The 16,690-nt window shown below is 54.4% G+C and carries 17 protein-coding genes; 9 read left to right on the plus strand and 8 right to left on the minus strand.

The annotated features are described in order from the left end of the window. Nucleotides 1–33 precede the first annotated feature (33 nt). The 6 genes from A3841_RS01090 to A3841_RS01115 form a co-directional block, all read right to left on the minus strand. On the minus strand, nucleotides 34–933 hold the full coding sequence (locus A3841_RS01090) for a carboxypeptidase-like regulatory domain-containing protein (protein ID WP_170866123.1): 900 nt from the start codon (nucleotides 931–933) through the stop codon (nucleotides 34–36). A gap of 253 nt (nucleotides 934–1,186) precedes the next feature. After that, nucleotides 1,187–2,785 (minus strand): ribonuclease Y, encoded by a 1,599-nt coding sequence (gene rny / locus A3841_RS01095; protein ID WP_073850441.1) that lies wholly within the window; start codon nucleotides 2,783–2,785, stop codon nucleotides 1,187–1,189. Nucleotides 2,786–2,898: 113 nt separating this feature from the next. Further along, complete coding sequence (locus A3841_RS01100; RefSeq protein ID WP_073850442.1) at nucleotides 2,899–3,186, minus strand: cell division protein ZapA; 288 nt, start codon at nucleotides 3,184–3,186, stop codon at nucleotides 2,899–2,901. Nucleotides 3,187–3,244: 58 nt separating this feature from the next. Next, nucleotides 3,245–3,541, minus strand: coding sequence for a hypothetical protein (locus A3841_RS01105; protein WP_073850443.1), 297 nt, complete (start codon nucleotides 3,539–3,541; stop codon nucleotides 3,245–3,247). A gap of 4 nt (nucleotides 3,542–3,545) precedes the next feature. Continuing rightward, nucleotides 3,546–5,963 (minus strand): phenylalanine--tRNA ligase subunit beta, encoded by a 2,418-nt coding sequence (gene pheT, locus A3841_RS01110; protein WP_073850444.1) that lies wholly within the window; start codon nucleotides 5,961–5,963, stop codon nucleotides 3,546–3,548. Between the two features lie 291 nt (nucleotides 5,964–6,254). Beyond that, nucleotides 6,255–6,875 carry a DUF1684 domain-containing protein gene (locus A3841_RS01115; RefSeq protein ID WP_083610108.1) on the minus strand — a complete coding sequence of 207 codons (621 nt, stop codon included), beginning with the start codon at nucleotides 6,873–6,875 and terminating at the stop codon, nucleotides 6,255–6,257. A 178-nt stretch (nucleotides 6,876–7,053) separates the two neighbouring features. Between A3841_RS01115 and A3841_RS01125 the strand changes: the two genes are divergently transcribed. The 5 genes from A3841_RS01125 to A3841_RS01145 all read left to right on the plus strand — a co-directional run bounded on the left by A3841_RS01125 (nucleotide 7,054) and on the right by A3841_RS01145 (nucleotide 11,804). Beyond that, nucleotides 7,054–7,449 (plus strand): hypothetical protein, encoded by a 396-nt coding sequence (locus A3841_RS01125; protein WP_206073056.1) that lies wholly within the window; start codon nucleotides 7,054–7,056, stop codon nucleotides 7,447–7,449. Between the two features lie 1,162 nt (nucleotides 7,450–8,611). After that, complete coding sequence (locus A3841_RS01130) at nucleotides 8,612–10,465, plus strand: pyruvate kinase (protein WP_083610148.1); 1,854 nt, start codon at nucleotides 8,612–8,614, stop codon at nucleotides 10,463–10,465. 335 nt (nucleotides 10,466–10,800) lie between these two features. Beyond that, nucleotides 10,801–11,034: a hypothetical protein gene (locus A3841_RS01135; protein WP_073850449.1), complete on the plus strand. Its 234-nt coding sequence runs from the start codon at nucleotides 10,801–10,803 to the stop codon at nucleotides 11,032–11,034. A gap of 10 nt (nucleotides 11,035–11,044) precedes the next feature. Continuing rightward, a complete protein-coding gene (locus A3841_RS01140; RefSeq protein WP_139307849.1) occupies nucleotides 11,045–11,548 on the plus strand; it encodes a TonB-dependent receptor plug domain-containing protein in 504 nt (167 codons plus the stop codon). A gap of 55 nt (nucleotides 11,549–11,603) precedes the next feature. Then, nucleotides 11,604–11,804 (plus strand): YwbE family protein, encoded by a 201-nt coding sequence (locus A3841_RS01145; RefSeq protein WP_046309007.1) that lies wholly within the window; start codon nucleotides 11,604–11,606, stop codon nucleotides 11,802–11,804. A 39-nt stretch (nucleotides 11,805–11,843) separates the two neighbouring features. On the opposite strand, the gene A3841_RS01150 is transcribed toward A3841_RS01145, so the two are convergent. Next, on the minus strand, nucleotides 11,844–12,224 hold the full coding sequence (locus tag A3841_RS01150) for a four helix bundle protein (protein WP_073850451.1): 381 nt from the start codon (nucleotides 12,222–12,224) through the stop codon (nucleotides 11,844–11,846). A gap of 41 nt (nucleotides 12,225–12,265) precedes the next feature. Further along, complete coding sequence (gene radC / locus A3841_RS01155; RefSeq protein ID WP_235861235.1) at nucleotides 12,266–12,988, minus strand: RadC family protein; 723 nt, start codon at nucleotides 12,986–12,988, stop codon at nucleotides 12,266–12,268. Between the two features lie 155 nt (nucleotides 12,989–13,143). On the opposite strand from radC, the gene A3841_RS01160 reads away from it, so the two are divergent. From A3841_RS01160 to A3841_RS01175, 4 genes are all read left to right on the plus strand, one after another. Next, nucleotides 13,144–14,370, plus strand: a complete 1,227-nt coding sequence (locus A3841_RS01160) for a metallophosphoesterase (protein ID WP_235861236.1) — start codon at nucleotides 13,144–13,146, stop codon at nucleotides 14,368–14,370. Nucleotides 14,371–14,545: 175 nt separating this feature from the next. Beyond that, nucleotides 14,546–15,034: a hypothetical protein gene (locus tag A3841_RS01165; RefSeq protein WP_073850453.1), complete on the plus strand. Its 489-nt coding sequence runs from the start codon at nucleotides 14,546–14,548 to the stop codon at nucleotides 15,032–15,034. A gap of 142 nt (nucleotides 15,035–15,176) precedes the next feature. Further along, the gene (locus A3841_RS01170) at nucleotides 15,177–15,851 is read left to right on the plus strand and encodes a carboxypeptidase-like regulatory domain-containing protein (protein ID WP_235861238.1); all 675 of its coding nucleotides are present in this window, start codon (nucleotides 15,177–15,179) and stop codon (nucleotides 15,849–15,851) included. Nucleotides 15,852–16,059: 208 nt separating this feature from the next. After that, complete coding sequence (locus A3841_RS01175) at nucleotides 16,060–16,674, plus strand: carboxypeptidase-like regulatory domain-containing protein (protein ID WP_073850454.1); 615 nt, start codon at nucleotides 16,060–16,062, stop codon at nucleotides 16,672–16,674. The last annotated feature ends 16 nt before the right edge of the window (nucleotides 16,675–16,690 follow it).

The raw sequence follows: 16,690 nt of genomic DNA on the forward strand, positions 1-16,690 counted from the left end.
CGCAGCTACCTTATAGGGTTTGTTGTGCATCGTTTATTTTTCCCGCCTTTTTATTCGATAACCTATCGCTGTACCTATACCTAAGCTCAACTCATTAAACGAATTAAGCTTGTAGAACTTCGTAAAAAAAAGAATCCCTTTATAACCCCCTTGAACAGAAGCCTGGTATTCAATATTGTCCATATAAAACGACACCTTTCCAATGACTGTAGGGTGAAGAGGCTGGCCTAAAGTGGTCCCAAAACCGATTAAAACCCCTGATGAAGTTTTTGTGCCAACGGCTTCAAGGTTATCAAAACTCAAGTGGGTATAACCTGCAATCAACTTGACGTTTCTAAGGTTATAGTCTGCTTCAAAAGAGTAAGCTTTGGAGTTGAAGTCGTTGTTAAAGTTAACCTGACGATAATTCCATTTAAAATCCATATCAAAGTCACAGGTAGAAATGAAATGACTAAACTCTATCTGCCCGTTCTGAAGTTCTGTTTGGTCTAAGTTGGTCTGGTAACTATAAGAACCTTTGACTACACCACCAAAAAATAAATAAGGGGTAGCTACTTCAATCTGTCCGCCTAATGGGGTATTGATTAACCCGCTATTGGCATACGCCTTTATCTCATTCGAGTCAAAAAAGTCTTTGTGGCAATCCCACTTGGCTTCAACAATTATATGCCTTTGACCCTTCAATTGGTACTCTTTTGTTATCATACCAATGAAGGAAAAAACAAGAGTAGAATTAGGGTCTGCTACTTTAATCGAAAAAGTGCCGTCAATGTCGGCTGTAGTTCCGTTACTTGTGCCCTTCTCAACAATTCTTACAAGAGGTATAGGTGTTTCATCAATTTTTGAAATGACTTTCCCTGTTATAATCACTTGGCTCCAAGTAGTTTGGGAGCTTACAAGCAAGCTAAGTATGAAAGTCAATCGTTTTATCAAGAGTTTATCTTTATTTGAAATGCCGCACAACTATAGTATAAACAGAACTCTATTCCGTTTATACACCCAAATCCGACGGTATACGGAATCAAACTATCGAATATACTATATATAACGATTAATATAAAGGCTTTACACCTTACAGTCAAGCCCATCAAGCTGACCTCTACATCCTTTCAAGTATAGCCAAAACAAAACCGCCTGCCACAGATGCGACAGGCGGTTTAACCTTATTTAATATCAAATGTAATGCTTACTTGGCGTAGCTGATGGCGCGCATCTCCCGGATCACCGTGATCTTGATCTGGCCAGGGTACTGCATCTCTTTCTCGATCTTCTGCGAGATGTCGAACGACAGCTGCTGCGCTTTCTCGTCGGTTACGTTATCAGCGTCCACCATAACGCGCAGCTCACGGCCGGCCTGTATGGCGTAGCACTGGTTCACTCCGTCGAATGATACGGCCGCTTCTTCCAGTTCCTTCAGACGCTTGATGTATGACTCCATGATCTCGCGGCGGGCACCTGGTCTGGAACCGGAGATAGCATCGCAGGCCTGCACCAGCGGAGAAACCATCGCAGTCATTTCCACTTCGTCGTGGTGCGCGCCGATGGCGTTACACACGTCCGGATGCTCTTTATACTTCTTGGCCAGTTCCATACCAATAATGGCGTGCGGCAGTTCCGGCTCGTCCGGCGTTACCTTGCCAATGTCGTGCAACAGACCGGCGCGCTTAGCGTGCTTCACGTTCAGGCCCAGCTCGGCGGCCATGGTGGCGCACAGGTTGGCTACTTCGCGGGAGTGCTGCAGCAGGTTCTGTCCGTAAGACGAACGGAAACGCATGCGGCCCACCATCTTGATCAGTTCCGGGTGCAAACCGTGGATGCCCAGGTCAATAGCGGTACGCTCCCCGATCTCCACGATCTCCTCCTCAATGTTCTTGCGGGTTTTGGTTACCACCTCCTCAATACGGGCAGGGTGGATACGGCCGTCGGCCACCAGGCGGTGCAGCGACAGGCGCGCGATCTCGCGGCGAACCGGGTCGAAACCAGAGATAATGATCGCCTCAGGCGTATCGTCCACAATGATCTCCACGCCAGTGGCAGCTTCCAGGGCACGGATGTTACGTCCCTCACGGCCGATGATCTTGCCTTTGATGTCGTCGCTCTCGATGTTGAACACCGATACGCAGTTTTCAATGGCATGCTCCGCGGCGGTACGCTGGATGGTTTCGATAACGATCTTCTTGGCTTCCTTGGTAGCGGTAAGCTTGGCCTGTGCCACAATGTCTTTGATGTGCGACGAAGCGTGGGACTGCGCCTCGCTCTTCAGGGCTTCCACCAGTTGCTCGCGCGCCTCGGCGGCTGTCAGGCCGGCTATCTTCTCCAGCTGACCGACAACCTCCCCGTGCTGCTGCTCCACCTCTTCCCTGCGCTTCTTCAGCTGCTCCTGCTGCACATGCAGGTGGTTCCGCTCCTTCTCCAGCTCGGCGTGCAGTGTCTCTTTTTCCTTCTGCAGGTCAGACTCAAGGCGCTTGGCCTGCTCCATTTGCTTCTGCACCTGCTGCTCGCGCTGCTTTACCTTGTTCTCGTTCTGAATGACGATGTTCTTCTTCTTGGTCATCTCATCCTCGAACTCGGCCTTTATCTTCAGGTATTTCTCCTTAGCCTCCAGGATGCGGTCCTTCTTCAGGGCCTCTGCATTGATCTCTGCCTCGCGGATGATGTTCTTGGCGCTCTGGCGAGCCTCCTCTTCCTGCTGCTTAAATACTTTCTGCAGCAGCATGCGCCCTATCAGCACGCCCACAACGAGCGCCACCAGGGCAGTTACTAAAATATAAAGAATGTCGGGCATAACTATAGCGTTTATGGTTGATTATCACGCATAGCAAGCACCTGCAAAGGGGGACTGGGTGTGGCTTTCAGGCCCAAACGAAGTATAAACGGAGGCTTACAAGGGCCTCCCGTCTATTTATTCACTGCTGATAAGAGATCGTCCAGAAGGTTGAGCTGCTGGTCTACCTGGGATACATGCGAGGAGTGCTCGTCCTCCAGCTTCACCTTCTCAGCCATGGTCTCAAACGCCACCATGGCCAGCAGATCCTGCTTGTCCTGTATGCCAAACTGATCCTTGTAAAAGCGCAGGCGCTCGTTCAGGATCTTTCCGACTGCTCTGATTCTTTCTTCTTCCTCTTCCTTCACCCGCATCGGATACTCGCGTTCTGCGATGCGAATCTTGATCGATAATTCACTCATCCGTTGCCTGGTTTATGGTTAGCTTACCGGCTGTTCTGAGGCCCTGAGGCGCTCATACTTAGTCTTGTAGGTAAGCGATGCACTTATCAATTTCCCTGATATATTCGTTTAGCCTGAGCTTCAACTCTGTCGAATTTGCAGCGTTTCCTGCTATCGCGTCTACAATTTTAACAATATTCTCCTGATTTTGAAAATTTTTTATCTGCTGGTCTTTTTCATCCAGCAGGCCCTCGAGCTGCTTTACCTGCTCCTGCGCGCGCAGGAGCCGTTGCTGCACCTCGGTGTGGCGCTGGATTAGTTTTCGCAGCTTATCTTCAATATGCCGGAGTTGTTGTACTTGCTTCTCTTTGGGCATAACGTTATTTGCGGATAAAAGCTCCCAGTTGTTTCTCAAATTGCTGCATCAGGCGGCTCATGGTGCTGTCGATCACCTTATCCGTCAGTGTCTGCTGCCTGTCCTGCAGGGTAAAGCTCAGGGCGTAGGCCTTTTTGCCCGCCTCGATCTTATCGCCCTCGTACACGTCAAACACGTTCACGTCCTGCAGCAGCTTGCGCTCCACTTTAAAGGCTACCTTCTTCACCTCGTCGAAGGTCACATGCTTGTCCAGCACCAGCGACAGGTCGCGGCGCACTTCCGGGAACTTGGGCAACTCGCCGGCCACCAGTTTGTCTTTATACTTCTTCAGGAGGTAATCCCAGTTCAGCTCGGCATACCATACCTGCTCCTTCACCTCCATAAAGCGCGTTACGCCGGCATCCAGCACACCCAGTTCGGCTACCACCGTCCCGTTCTTCACATAGGCGATGCCCTGGCGCATGTACTTGTGCTCCTGCAGCTGCTGCACCTCAAAATCACCGGCGTTCAGTTTGCGTAGCACGTTCTGCACCACGCCCGCCAGGTCGTGGAAGGCGGTTTTTATACTTGGCTGCTTCCAGCTTTCGGCCGTCACGCTGCCCGTCATGTACAAGGACAACCTACGACTCTCGTTATAGCTGCCCTCCTGCAGTTCGTATACTTTGCCCAGCTCAAACAGCTTCAGGTCGCGCTGGCGGCGGTTGATGTTGCGGCGCAGCACCTCCAGGCCCGAGAAGACCATACTTTTGCGTAGTACGTCCAGGTCCTCGGAGTTATAGTTCACCACATTTACCAGCGTAGCCGTCTCTGCCTCGCCGGCTGGTTTGTAGTAGTTGGAGTTGGTGATGGAGTTGGTGATGATCTCGTGGAAGCCGTTGGCCGCGATGTAACCCATGATCGTCTCCGTCACGTCCTCGGCGTAGGGGTTCGGGAACTTGGCCAAGTATGAGGTAGCCAGATTCTCGCTCATTTCGATGTTGTTGAAGCCGTAGATGCGCAGGATTTCCTCCACCACGTCGGCCTCGCGGGTCACGTCTACCTTAAACGGCGGCACCGACAGCGTCAGGTCCGTTTCCGTCTCATTCGTGATCTCAATTTCTAAGTCTGTAAGTATGGTTTTGATGCGCTCGGCGCCGATGTGCTGGCCGATCAACGTATGGGCACGCGCTATGTTCAGCTTCACCTCGTGGTTCTGGATGGGCTGCGGGTACGCGTCCACGATCTCGGAGCTTACCTGGCCACCGGCCACCTCCTGCACCAGCAGGGCCGCGCGCTTCAGGGCCGTGATCACCATGTTCGGGTCGGTGCCACGCTCAAAACGGAAAGAGGCGTCGGTTTTAAGGCCATGCGCCATACCCGTGCGGCGGACAGAAACCGGAGAGAAGTAGGCGCTCTCGATGAAGATGCTCGTGGTTTCCTCCGTCACACCGGATTCCTGCCCTCCGAACACGCCGCCAAGGGCCATCGGCTCTTCCGCGTTGCAGATCATCAGGTCGGTTGGGTTCAGCTTGCGCTCCACGCCATCCAGCGTTTTAAAGGTAGTGCCCGCTTCGGCGTTCTTCACCACAATCTTGTTTCCGGCGATCTTATCGGCATCGAAGGCGTGCAGCGGCTGGCCCAGCTCGTGCAGCACGTAATTGGTTACGTCCACCACGTTGTTGATCGGCGAGAGGCCGATGGCGCGCAGGCGCTTCTGCAGCCACTCCGGCGATGGGCCGACTTTTATACCTGAGACTGTTATCCCCGCATAGCGTGGGCAAGCCTCAGTGTTCTCCACCTCCACCGCAACCGGGCGGGATGTATTGGAAACTCTGAAAGCCTCCGTGTTTGGCAGCTGCGCTTTTGCATCCAGCAGGGCCTGCAGGTCGCGGGTCACGCCGTAGTGCGAGGCGGCGTCGGCGCGGTTGGGCGTCAGGCCGATCTCGAAAACCCTGTCGGAGCCCAGGCCGAAGAACCCGGCGGCAGGCGTACCGTTCGGCAAATCTGTGTCCAGCACCATGATGCCGGCATGCGACGTGCCAATACCGATCTCATCCTCGGCACAAATCATCCCCTCCGACACAGCGCCCCGGATCTTGGATTTCTTGATCTTGAAAGGCTCGCCACCGGTTGGATAAAGCGTACTGTTCACGGTGGCTACCACCACTTTCTGGCCGGCTGCCACGTTTGGCGCGCCGCACACGATCTGGCTCGGCTCGCCCGCGCCAATATCCACGGTGGTCAGGCTCAGCTTGTCGGCGTCCGGGTGGCGTTCGCAGGTCAGCACCTCCCCGATCACAATGCCTTCCAGACCTCCCTGCACCAGATCAAAGGTATGGATCCCCTCTACCTCCAGCCCGGCATTGGTCAGCAGCACTCCTATCTCTTCAGCAGTCTTGTCGGTATGTATGAGTTGTTTCAGCCAGTCGAATGAAATCAGCATGTTGTTCTGTCGTTGTTTTGTCTCAGCCTCCAAAGCGGAAACCAATCTTTTCCAAAATTAAGGATAATTTCTTTTCGTATTACGTAGCAAGTATTACGAATCACGAATTCCTGTGATTCGCACTGGCGATCGTCATACATGTAGCACCGCTTGCCAGGAATCGCCTAAAGTTTTTATGATCCTTTCTCCAGCGACCCTAGGTCTACAGTAAGCTTAGTAGCGTGTGCCGTGAAAGTATACTTGCCTGTCCTTCTTTTGTCTTTTGTCAAATAGTCCTTGGTCCTGCAAGCCTTACTCCGGTGCCTCGTAGGTTTTCTCGCCTGCCGGAACAGAGATGGCCAGGCGGTTTTCCTTGGGAGGGAGCGGGCACACGTAATCGGGGTTAAAGGCGCAGAAGGGGCTGTAGGCGCGGTTAAAGTCCAGCACCACGCTCTTGTCCCCCTCCTCGAAAGGCACATCCATAAAGCGGCCGCCGCCATAGGTCTCAAAGCCGTTGGTCTTGTCGGTGAAGGGCACAAAAAGCTCCTCGTTCTCGCCGCTGAGCTTTCGGTAGAGCATCAGCTTGTGCTCGCCCCCCTCCAGCTCGAAGGTGGCCGTTCCGTAGCGCAGGTAGGGCTCGTAGCTGCCGTTGGTCAGGGGCATGAGCAGGGTGTCCTGTCTGGCCAGTTCCTCCACCTTCGCGTTCACCCGGTAGTCCAGGTTCAGCTCGTAGTATACCAGGTTCGTAAAGGCCCGGCGCCCGGCGGCGTCAAAAGGGCTGTTGGTGCGGCTCCTGAACGAGAGGTCTTTCTCCTCCCGCTCCTTCAGCAGCGGCTTAATGTAGTTGTCGTCGTTAAAAAGGGCATCCTGGAGAAAGTAAAAGATTACCAGCGCCAGGCCGGCCATTACAACAAGTCTCAGCGGTCTCTGCATAAAACTCCGTGGCTATAGTTTGTGCAAAGATCGGAAATTTTTGGGGAGGAAAGTAGAGGCAACGCTTAAGTACTTGGGCAGAAGCGCGGGATATAGTTGCACTTTAGCGCCGGAATGTATAAATAGTACAGCCTTTAGGAGTTTCCGCCCGCCGTGGAAACTTATATGGGATAAGTCCATGTTCAGACCACTATACCTCAACAAATCATCCACCATGAAGAACGCACCTTATACTTTTCTGATAGTTTCGGCGCTTTTATTTGCAGGCTGCTCCGACAGCGGCAGCGAGAACACCACCACCGCCTCTACTCCGGCAACCGGCGTGAACCAGGCGCAGCCTGCCCAGGCACCAGCCCAGGCCGTGGCGCTGAACCCGCCGCACGGCGAGCCGGGCCATAACTGCGCCCTCCCGGTTGGCGCTCCTTTGGATGGTTCGCCGCAGCCAAACCTGGTGAAGCCGAACCTGTCGCCAATCCCGACCAAAGCCACGGTGGCTCCCGGCATGAACCCGCCGCACGGCGAGCCCGGCCATGACTGCGGCATACCCGTGGGCGCCCCGCTTGGCAAGAAGTAAGGTAACGGCGGCCGCAGTTGAAGTATGCTTTAGCTGCGGCCGTTTTATACTTTCTCCTTTCTGATGGAGAACCAGCTTCAGCCATACTTTATACTTTGGCTATTCTTTTATACTTGTCGGAATCGGGATTTACGGGATGACCGGATGAGCTGAATTTTATACTCGATTTATACTTTTTCCTTCGAGTTATACTTCAGGTATACCTTCCTAGCCGCTGCCTTTTTCCATGGTGTAAGTCTTCAGACTTGTATCCTACCATGGCGTCGGTTTTGCAACCCGACTGGCTTGAAAAGCCATTCGGGTACTTGAGCCTTTTATACTTGCGCTGGCGCAAGCGTCCGCTTGTGCCTCTTTATACTTGCTGTTCAGGACATCCTTCTGCTGGCGCGAGTTTGCAACTCGTGTCCTACTATGATGTTGGGTTTGTAACCCGACTGGCTCGCAGAGCCATACATCTATACTTGCTGATTCATACTTCCATGAGCCTTTGCTTCCTTCAACTTGACACAAGCTATACTTTATAGCTTTCGTTCATCCTCCAGCCTTACATAAGCTACAGTTCCTTTTCATACTTTGGTGCTCTCAAGCCCGAGAGGGCTCGCCTTTGGGCATCGCGCTGTGTTCCCTCCTGCCTCCGCTGCGCTACGGCTGCCCTTTCAGGGCACCGGATCTCACAAGGCGCTCAACCCAAAGGCTGGAATCAGTTCGATAGCTACTGCTATACAATAGGAACCAAACTCCCTCCCCTGTTTTTAGGGGAGGGTTGGGGTGGGGTGAATTTCCCTCTCAGTAGGAGCAGGTTTATACTTGTAGGGACAGGTCGCGACCTGTCCGCGCGAGGACAGCGCCTATGAAACTTATACTTCAGCAGAAGCAACTACAGATTCCCCGCCTTAGACAAGTCTCGGATCCCGAACTTGTTTCGGGGAGGGGCCAGGGGTGGTTGGACCAGCTGACGTACACGCTTTCATTGCCTTTCATAGCAGCGGTTTACAGGCCTTGCGCTGAAACAAAAACCTTATCCAAGCCTTCCTGTTCATTACCTGGGCCGCCCCTCAGTGGATGGAGCAGATGGATTTATACTTTTCGCCCGGCAAATAGCCCTTCCCAACCTAACCTCCCCTCCATGCCCGGCCGTATGCCCTTATACATGAACAAAGCCATGCAAAAAACGAAAGAACACTACCAGAACCTTATACACCAGCTGGACCAGCTGCACCAGGATGCCGTTACGCTGGAGGAGAAGTTTGCCACTACCGTGAAGGCTGTCCACCCGAAGTTTAAGAAGAGCGCCAGGAACCTGCTGCACTACCTGGCCCTGCGCCAGCACGACATCCGGGACCTGCAGGAGCAACTGGCGCAGCTGGGCCTGTCGTCGTTGGGGCGGGCCGAGGGCCATGTGCTGGCTAGCCTGCAGGCGGTACGCCAGCACCTGTGCCGCATCGGGGAGTGCCAGGATACCCAAAGGGAGCTGGCGGTAACGTTTTTTGAGAACAAGGAGCTGCTCGACCTGCACACCGAGGCCCTGTTGGGGCCAAAGCCCGACAAGCGCTCCACCCGCATTATGGTGACGCTGCCCCCTGAGGCGGCCGAGCAGTATGAACTGCTGCCACGCCTGCTGAAGGCCGGCATGAACTGTGCCCGCATCAACTGCGCCCACGATTCGGAGAAGGAGTGGCTGCAGATGGTGGGAAACGTCCGAAAGGCCGAAAAGGAAACCGGTATTCCCTGCAAGATTCTCATGGACCTGATGGGGCCCAAGCTACGCACCGGCCCACTGAAGGAAGGGCCAAGGCTGCTGGTGGTGCGCCCGGTGCAGGACAGCCTGGGCCAGCTGATAGAGGCTGCCAAAGTATGGCTGGCCCCACAACAGGATGTTCCGCTTCCTAAAGATGCTGATACCTGGTTGCCGGTGGACTCCAATTGGCTGGCGCAACTGCAAGAGGGCGACAAGCTATCCTTTAAGGACACCCGGGGCCGAAGACGGGGTATGACCGTAATGCGGAAAGAGAAAGAGGGGGTGCTGGCACACCTGCTCAAAACCTCCTATATCAACACGGGCACCGAGCTGGTCCTGAAGGGCAAAAACATAACAAAGCGCTCCACTACCATCGGAGACCTGAAAGCCCTGGAGGTGCCCATTGTGCTGAAGAAGGGCAGTTTCCTGGTGCTTGACCGGGAGCCGATACCGGGAGAACCCGCCACCTTTGATGCGGACGGGCACGTGGTGCAACCAGCGCATATCTCCTGCACCCTGCCGGAGGCCTTTACGCAAACAAAACCTGGCCAGCCTATACTTTTTAACGATGGAAAGATCGAAGGCGTGCTGGAAGAGGTAAGCCCCGACCGGCTGCTGGTAAAAATCACCTATGCCAGCGACAAAGGCAGCAGGCTGCGCTCCGACCAGGGTATCAACCTGCCTGATAGCCAGATCCACATGAAAGGGCTGACAGAGAAAGACTGCCACGACCTGAAATTTGTGGCCCGGCACGCCGATATCGTGAACCTTTCATTCGTGAACCACGCCGACACCGTGGAGGCGCTGCATGAGGAGCTCCGCAGGCTTAACGCCACAGACCTGGGCGTGATGCTTAAAATAGAGACCAAGGAGGGCTTCCGGAACCTGCCGCACCTGCTGCTAACAGCCATGAAGACGCACCCCACCAGCATCATGATCGCGCGCGGCGACCTGGCCGTGGAGTGTGGCTGGCAGCGGCTGGCCGAGGCGCAGGAGGAGATCCTGTGGCTCTGTGAGGCGGCGCACATGCCGGTGGTGTGGGCCACGCAGGTGCTCGAGACGCTGGCCAAGAAGGGGCGCCCGTCGCGGGCGGAGATTACGGATGCCGCCATGTCGCAGCGCGCCGACTGCGTGATGCTGAACAAGGGGCCGCACATCATCCTGGCTATCGAACTCCTTCACGACATCCTGGTGCGCATGCAGGAGCACCAGCACAAAAAGACTTCCATGCTGCGGATGCTGCACATATCAGACATGGGCAACCTGGTGCAAGAGTAAATATATAAGCATCAGCACCTTGCAATACATAAATTTAAACAAAGGGGAAAATAAATTTGCCCTTATAATATTATTTTTTATACCTTTATCCTGTTAAAGTGCTAAATATCTGAAAATACATAGGCAGGCAGGGGGCTCATTTCCCTCCTAGTCGCTTCCGGAGCCATGTTTATGGGGTAGCGATTCTGCCTGCTGATGAGTGCTAGCACTTTACGCAGAAATAAGTCTTGGTAGGTCGCCTGCAGTATCCGTGGCGGCAGAGTGCCTGTAGTACACCATACTTCCTGCGCCAGGCAGAAGGTACCGTGTGCTTGTTTTACTTAATCCTTAACAAGATGAAAAACAGGACCATCGAGAAAATGCTTTATAAGGCCGCCGCGCTGCTGGCGGTTGTTGGAATTGTGCTGCGCCTGCTGCAACCCGCTGAAAACTACCTGGGGCTGTACCTCATACTTGCCGGGCACATATTGGGTGTGGCGGGCATCCTGATGTACATGAAGTATGCCAACGAGATAGAGCAGGAACGGCAAACCACCCGGGAACCCGTTCAACAGCTGCAGAAAAAGTAACCCTGTTCCCATGAAATCATACTTCTTTTTCGCCTTGTTCGTGCTAGGGCTTGGCTTTAACGTGCAGGCGCAGCAGTTTGAGGTGAAAAAGCTGGCCTCTGTGCAGCTGCAGGACCCTGTGCCCCAGCCGCTGGTGCTGGTGAACGAGCAGGAGACAGCCACCAATGCACTCATCCTGAACCCAAACGACATTGAGCATGTGGAGGTGGTAAAGGGCGGGAACGCGCTAAACCGTTTCGGAGAGAAAGCAACAGACGGTGCCGTGATCATAGACCTGAAGCAGGAACTCCCGCTGGTGCGCCTGAAGGAAGTATACCAAGCGTTTAAGGTGCCGAAAAAGCAGCAGAAGCTGACGCTGGCCATTAACGGCAACCACGTAAAGGACCCTGCCCTGCTACTGGCCGACCTGCGCCAGATTGACAAAATAGAGGTGGCTGAATTCAGCGTGACAACCTCCTCGCGCTGGAGCTTCGACGAGCAGTACCTGAACATCATCACCAGGCCGCAGCCCTGACACCTCCGGGTTTTCTGCGTACCTTGCAGCCAGAACTATACTTTATACTTAAACCATGGACGGCAGAAAGCGCGCCAATATCAAACCCGGCACCCACGTAAACATTGTGCAGAAGCAGGACCAGCGCACCGGCGAACTTACCGAAGGCTACGTGCAGGACATCCTCACCAACTCCCCCACCCACCCGCACGGCATAAAAGTACGGCTCGAGACAGGGGAAGTGGGACGGGTGCAGGAAATTCTTCCTGAGGACTGAGGTGGAGTTAGAAAGTTAGAAGGTTAAAAAGTTAGAAAGTCATTTCTTGCCTGACGCTGACTTTCTGATGCTGGTAAGTATGGCTGTAAGCGTAGCAGCCTCATCTTTGAGGTTTTCCAGAAGCTCTGCCTTCACAATATCAGACTCCTCCAGCATTTCCAGCCAAAACTGTGCTTCATCTGCCTCTTCCAATACAACCCCTATTTTAGCTGCAAACTCCGCACCAGATCTTGCGCGGCAGGCTGCTCTGTAATTGGCTGCAACAGAAGTAGCTGACCTGACCAATTGCTTCCCTAAAATCTGAGCATCCGGCCTGTTTGGCAGCGCACGAAACAACTTTATCACACGTAAAGCGAAGCTTTTCGTCCGTCTCTTAAACTCCTCCGCAAAGGCATAATTGCTCTTCCTCTCTTCAAGCATAGCTCAACTTTCTAACTTTTTAACCTTCTAACTTTCTAACTCTAAAGAATTCCTTCATCAGCAAAGCTGTAGTAGTCGTTGTCGGTGAAGATGATGTGGTCGAGAATGGGCAGGTCGAGGAAAGTGCCGGCTTCCTTCATTTTCTTGGTCAGGGAAATGTCGGCGGCGCTGGGCTTGGTGTTGCCGCTGGGGTGGTTGTGCACCAGAATGATGGAGCTGGCCAACTGCTCCAGTGCCTTCTTAAAGATGATCTTGGGGTCGGCCACAGTGCCGGCAACGCCGCCCATACTTATACTTTCCTTCTTCATCACCACATTGGCGCGGTTGAGCAGGATTACCCAGAACTCCTCGTGCGGCAGGTCGAGCAGCTGCGGCTTGATGTAGTTGTAGATGTCGGTGGAGCAGGTGATGCGGGTTTTGGCGGCCACGGTGGCCTCTTTGCGGCGCCGCCCCAGTTCCAGGGCGCTCACAATAGAGATGGCCTTGGCCTCCCCGATGCCCGGGTGCTTGGTCAGGTCCTTCACCGATAGCCGCGCCAGTTCGTTGAGGTCGTTGCCCACCGCCGAAAGTATGATCTTGCCCACATCCACGGCCGTGAGTTTGGTGGTGCCGGAGCCGATCAGGATGGCGATGAGCTCGGCATCGCTCAGGGCGGCCTTTCCCTTTAGCAGCAGTTTCTCGCGCGGGCGGTCCTCCTCGGCCCAAGTCTTGATGTTGAGCGGCTGCAGGTATGGCAGTGTGGCAGGTAGTTCGTTTGCTTTCACTTACGGTATAGATTTTGATGTTTATGGAGATGCAAGAGGAATTGCTTTCATCCTGAAATAGTTCAACCTGCAGCTATCTTTTTTATACTTTTGAAGATTGCCCGCCACAGCCAAACAATGCCGGCCCCTGGCGGTTTTACTACGATATGCAACGTATGCTGACATTTGCCCTTATTATCCTGCTCCTTTTCCTGGTGGACCTTTATGTATTCCAGGCGATCAAAACAGTTAGCGACAACCTGAGTGGTACGGCGCAAAAAACCATCTATTTCATACATTGGGCAATTTTTGCCGTCACGGCCGGTACGTTTATACTTGCCTCCGCCACACGCGGCACGCCTCCCGACACTTTTAAGACTTACCTGGCCAGCACACTCTTCATTATCTTCGCCTCCAAGCTGGTGGTGGTGCTTTTCCTGATGCTGGACGATACGCTGCGCCTGGGGAAAATCGTTATCAACACGGCCAGCGGAGAGGAGAACTTTGACCCTTCGCGCCTCAAGTTCCTCAACCAGATGGGCCTGCTGGTGGCCGCTATACCTTTCTCAGCCTTTATCTACGGGATGGTGAAGGGCGCCTACGATTACCGCGTAAAGCGCGTGACGCTGCGTTTCCCGAATCTGCCGGCTGCTTTCGAAGGCTATAAGATGCTCCAGATATCGGACCTGCACACGGGCAGCTTCACCTCCACCGGACCGCTGAAGGAGGCGGTGCGCCTTATCAACAAGCAGGAGGCTGACCTTGTGTTTTTCACCGGCGACCTGGTGAATAATCTGGCCTCGGAGGTAGAGGCCCATATCCCCACCCTGAAGGAGATACGTGCCAAAGGCGGTGTGTTCTCGGTGCTGGGCAACCACGATTACGCCGATTATGTGCGCGAGTGGCCCCACGAAAACGCCAAGGCGGAGAACCTGCGCAAGATGATCGATACCCATGGCCAGATGGGCTGGCAGCTGCTGATGAACGAGAACCGCATCATTGAGAAGGACGGCGAGCGCATAGCCGTGCTGGGGGTGGAGAACTGGGGCAACCGGGCCGGCTTCCCGAAGTATGGTCGCCTGCAGGAGGCCTACCAGGGTACCGAGGAGGTGCCGTTCAAGGTGCTGCTCTCCCACGACCCCTCGCACTGGGACGGTGAGGTCAACCAGAAGTATAACGACATCGACCTGACGCTCTCGGGCCATACCCACGGCATGCAGTTCGGTGTAAACGTGCCCGGCCTGAAGTGGAGCCCGGTGCAGTATGTGTACGAGCAGTGGGCGGGCCTTTACAAGAAAGGGCGCCAGCACCTGTACGTGAACACCGGCCTCGGCTTTATCGGTTACCCCGGCCGTGTGGGCTTCTTGCCGGAGATCACCGTGTTTGAGCTGAGGAAAGCCTGATAGAAAGTATACATCATACCTGACAAGGAAGCGCACCGCAACGGCAGCGCTTTTTTTGTGCCCGGTGGCCTGCTGAACATTACAGACAATGGCAGCGTACTATGTGCTGAGCCCATTTGCACCTGCTGAGCCTAGCCGGATAGGGTCGCGTACAACCAAAAAACATCAGCAAACCATGAACAAGATATTATTCCCGGTAGCCGCTGCAGCCATTCTGCTGTTAACCACCTCCTGCGGAGAAGACACCAAAGGCACCTCTTTTGAGGTGACAGACGCCAACCACGATGAGTCGGTGAACCCGGCGCACATACGCGGCTACCATATGGAGGAACCAGACATGCTTGGCGCCCCGAAGAATCTGACCCAGTACTATCCGTTCAGTACCAAAACGCTGCCCACTGAGACTCGCCAGACCCTGGAAGGAGGTAACATTGCAGTGCAGATGGTTACGGTCTACTACTCTGCGAGCCGCAGCCTGCGGGACCTGGCAGAGGAGTATAACCCATCCGGGGAAGTGGGCAACACCTCCAACAGCCCCTCTGACACGGGAGGGGGAAGTGGCGACGACGGCACAGAAGGCGGTAACACGGCTCCCGGCGATGGCACCGGCAATGACAACCCAAGCGACACCTCGGGCACTGCCAGTGGCAACAACCAGAACTAAACCTGTTGGTGATCCATACTTTACGGAAGCCTGCCGCCCCTATCGCAGCAGGCTTCCGCTTTTTTGGACCTTCTCCGATTTATTCTGTAATTTTACATAGTCCCTTCCGTTATACCGGAGGCCGGCTCTGTTTTGGCTGATCATGGCGAAGTATAAACGCCCGCGGCACAACGAGAACCCCATGCACAGACACCCACTTCTATATATCCTCACGCTGATGCTCCTGCTCTGCAGCCTGCCCTCCATGGCCCAGAAGAGCATCCGGATAAGTGGTACCGTGCTGCAGCCCGACCGCTCCACGCCGATACCCGGCGCCACCATCGTGAAGGTGAACACCAACATGGGCGTGGTATCGGATGAGGAGGGCAAGTTCCTGATCGATGTGGCGCAAACGGATACGCTGATGATCCGGGCGCTGGGCTTTAAGCCGCTTTTATACTTGCCTAAGGCCCTGCCTGTGTCGGAGTTGCGTGTGAACATTGTGCTGCAGGAGGATAGCGTGATGCTGGGCGAGGTGGAGGTAACCAGCCGCCCCTCGAAGGAGATGATAGACCGCGCCCTGCGCAACATGAAACGCGAGCAGACCAGCCAGACCAAGAATCCTAACTTCATACCCGGCCTGGAGCCGCCGCCACCTGCCCCGGCCCCGGCGCCCACCATCCTCAGCCCTATGACCCTGATGTACGACCTGTTCTCCAGCGAAGGTAAGCAGAAGCGCGCGCTGCAGGAGTACCTCGACAAGCAGGCGGCGGAGCAAAAGCAGAAGGAGCGCGAGGACTACAACCGCTTCTTTAAAGACAACACCGGCTACCGGTAAAAATTGCCTCGGACGCAGTCTACAGAATAGCCTGCGGCTGAGTTTATACTTTCATCTCATGCCAGAGATACTGAGGGAGGCCGTAAGCCGCGGCCTACGTAAGCCCAGCGCCTGAAGTATAAAACTTCCGTAAAGTATTTACACTCATCAATATAATATTATTGGTATATACTCGTAAGTATAAATGTACCTATGAAAACAAGCCACCATGCCCCAGCCCCAACGTGTATGTGTTTTATGGCTCCTTCTCTTTGCTATTTATACTTTACCGGCGCACGCACAGCAGCTAAAAGTTAGCGGTACTGTGCTGCACCCCGATAAGAAGACACCGGTAGCGGGGGCAGGTATAGTCAGGCTTAGCTCCGGGACAGGCACCATAACCGACGAGGCCGGCCGCTTCAGCCTGCTGGTTCAACCCCACGATTCCATACTTGTCCGGGCCGTTGGTTTCCGGCCTGTGCTGTACCAGGTAAAGCCGGAGCAGGGCACAGCGCAACAGCTGCTCTTTGTGTTGCAGGAGGAGGTGCAGCAGATCAGGGAGGTGGAGGTCAGGAGTGCTCCGCTTCTGGTAAAGCGCCCGACAGAGCAGCTAAAGCCCACCATCACTCCGCCGCCCCCGGTTCCACCCCGCCCCCCGACCTTGCTTTTTAATCCGGTCTCCTACTTCTCCAAGGAAGGCAGGCAGCGAAGAAAGCTCCGGAAATATTTAACCAGGGAAGAGGAAAGGCGCCAGCAGCAGGAGGCAGAGCGGCTCAGGCTGGAACAGGAGCAGCAGAGACAGAACTACAACCGCTTCTTCAAGGACAACACCGGCTACCGGTAAAGCAGCCAAACAATCC

The sequence above is a fragment of the Pontibacter flavimaris genome (genome assembly GCF_001907195.1).
Lineage (GTDB): Bacteria > Bacteroidota > Bacteroidia > Cytophagales > Hymenobacteraceae > Pontibacter > Pontibacter flavimaris.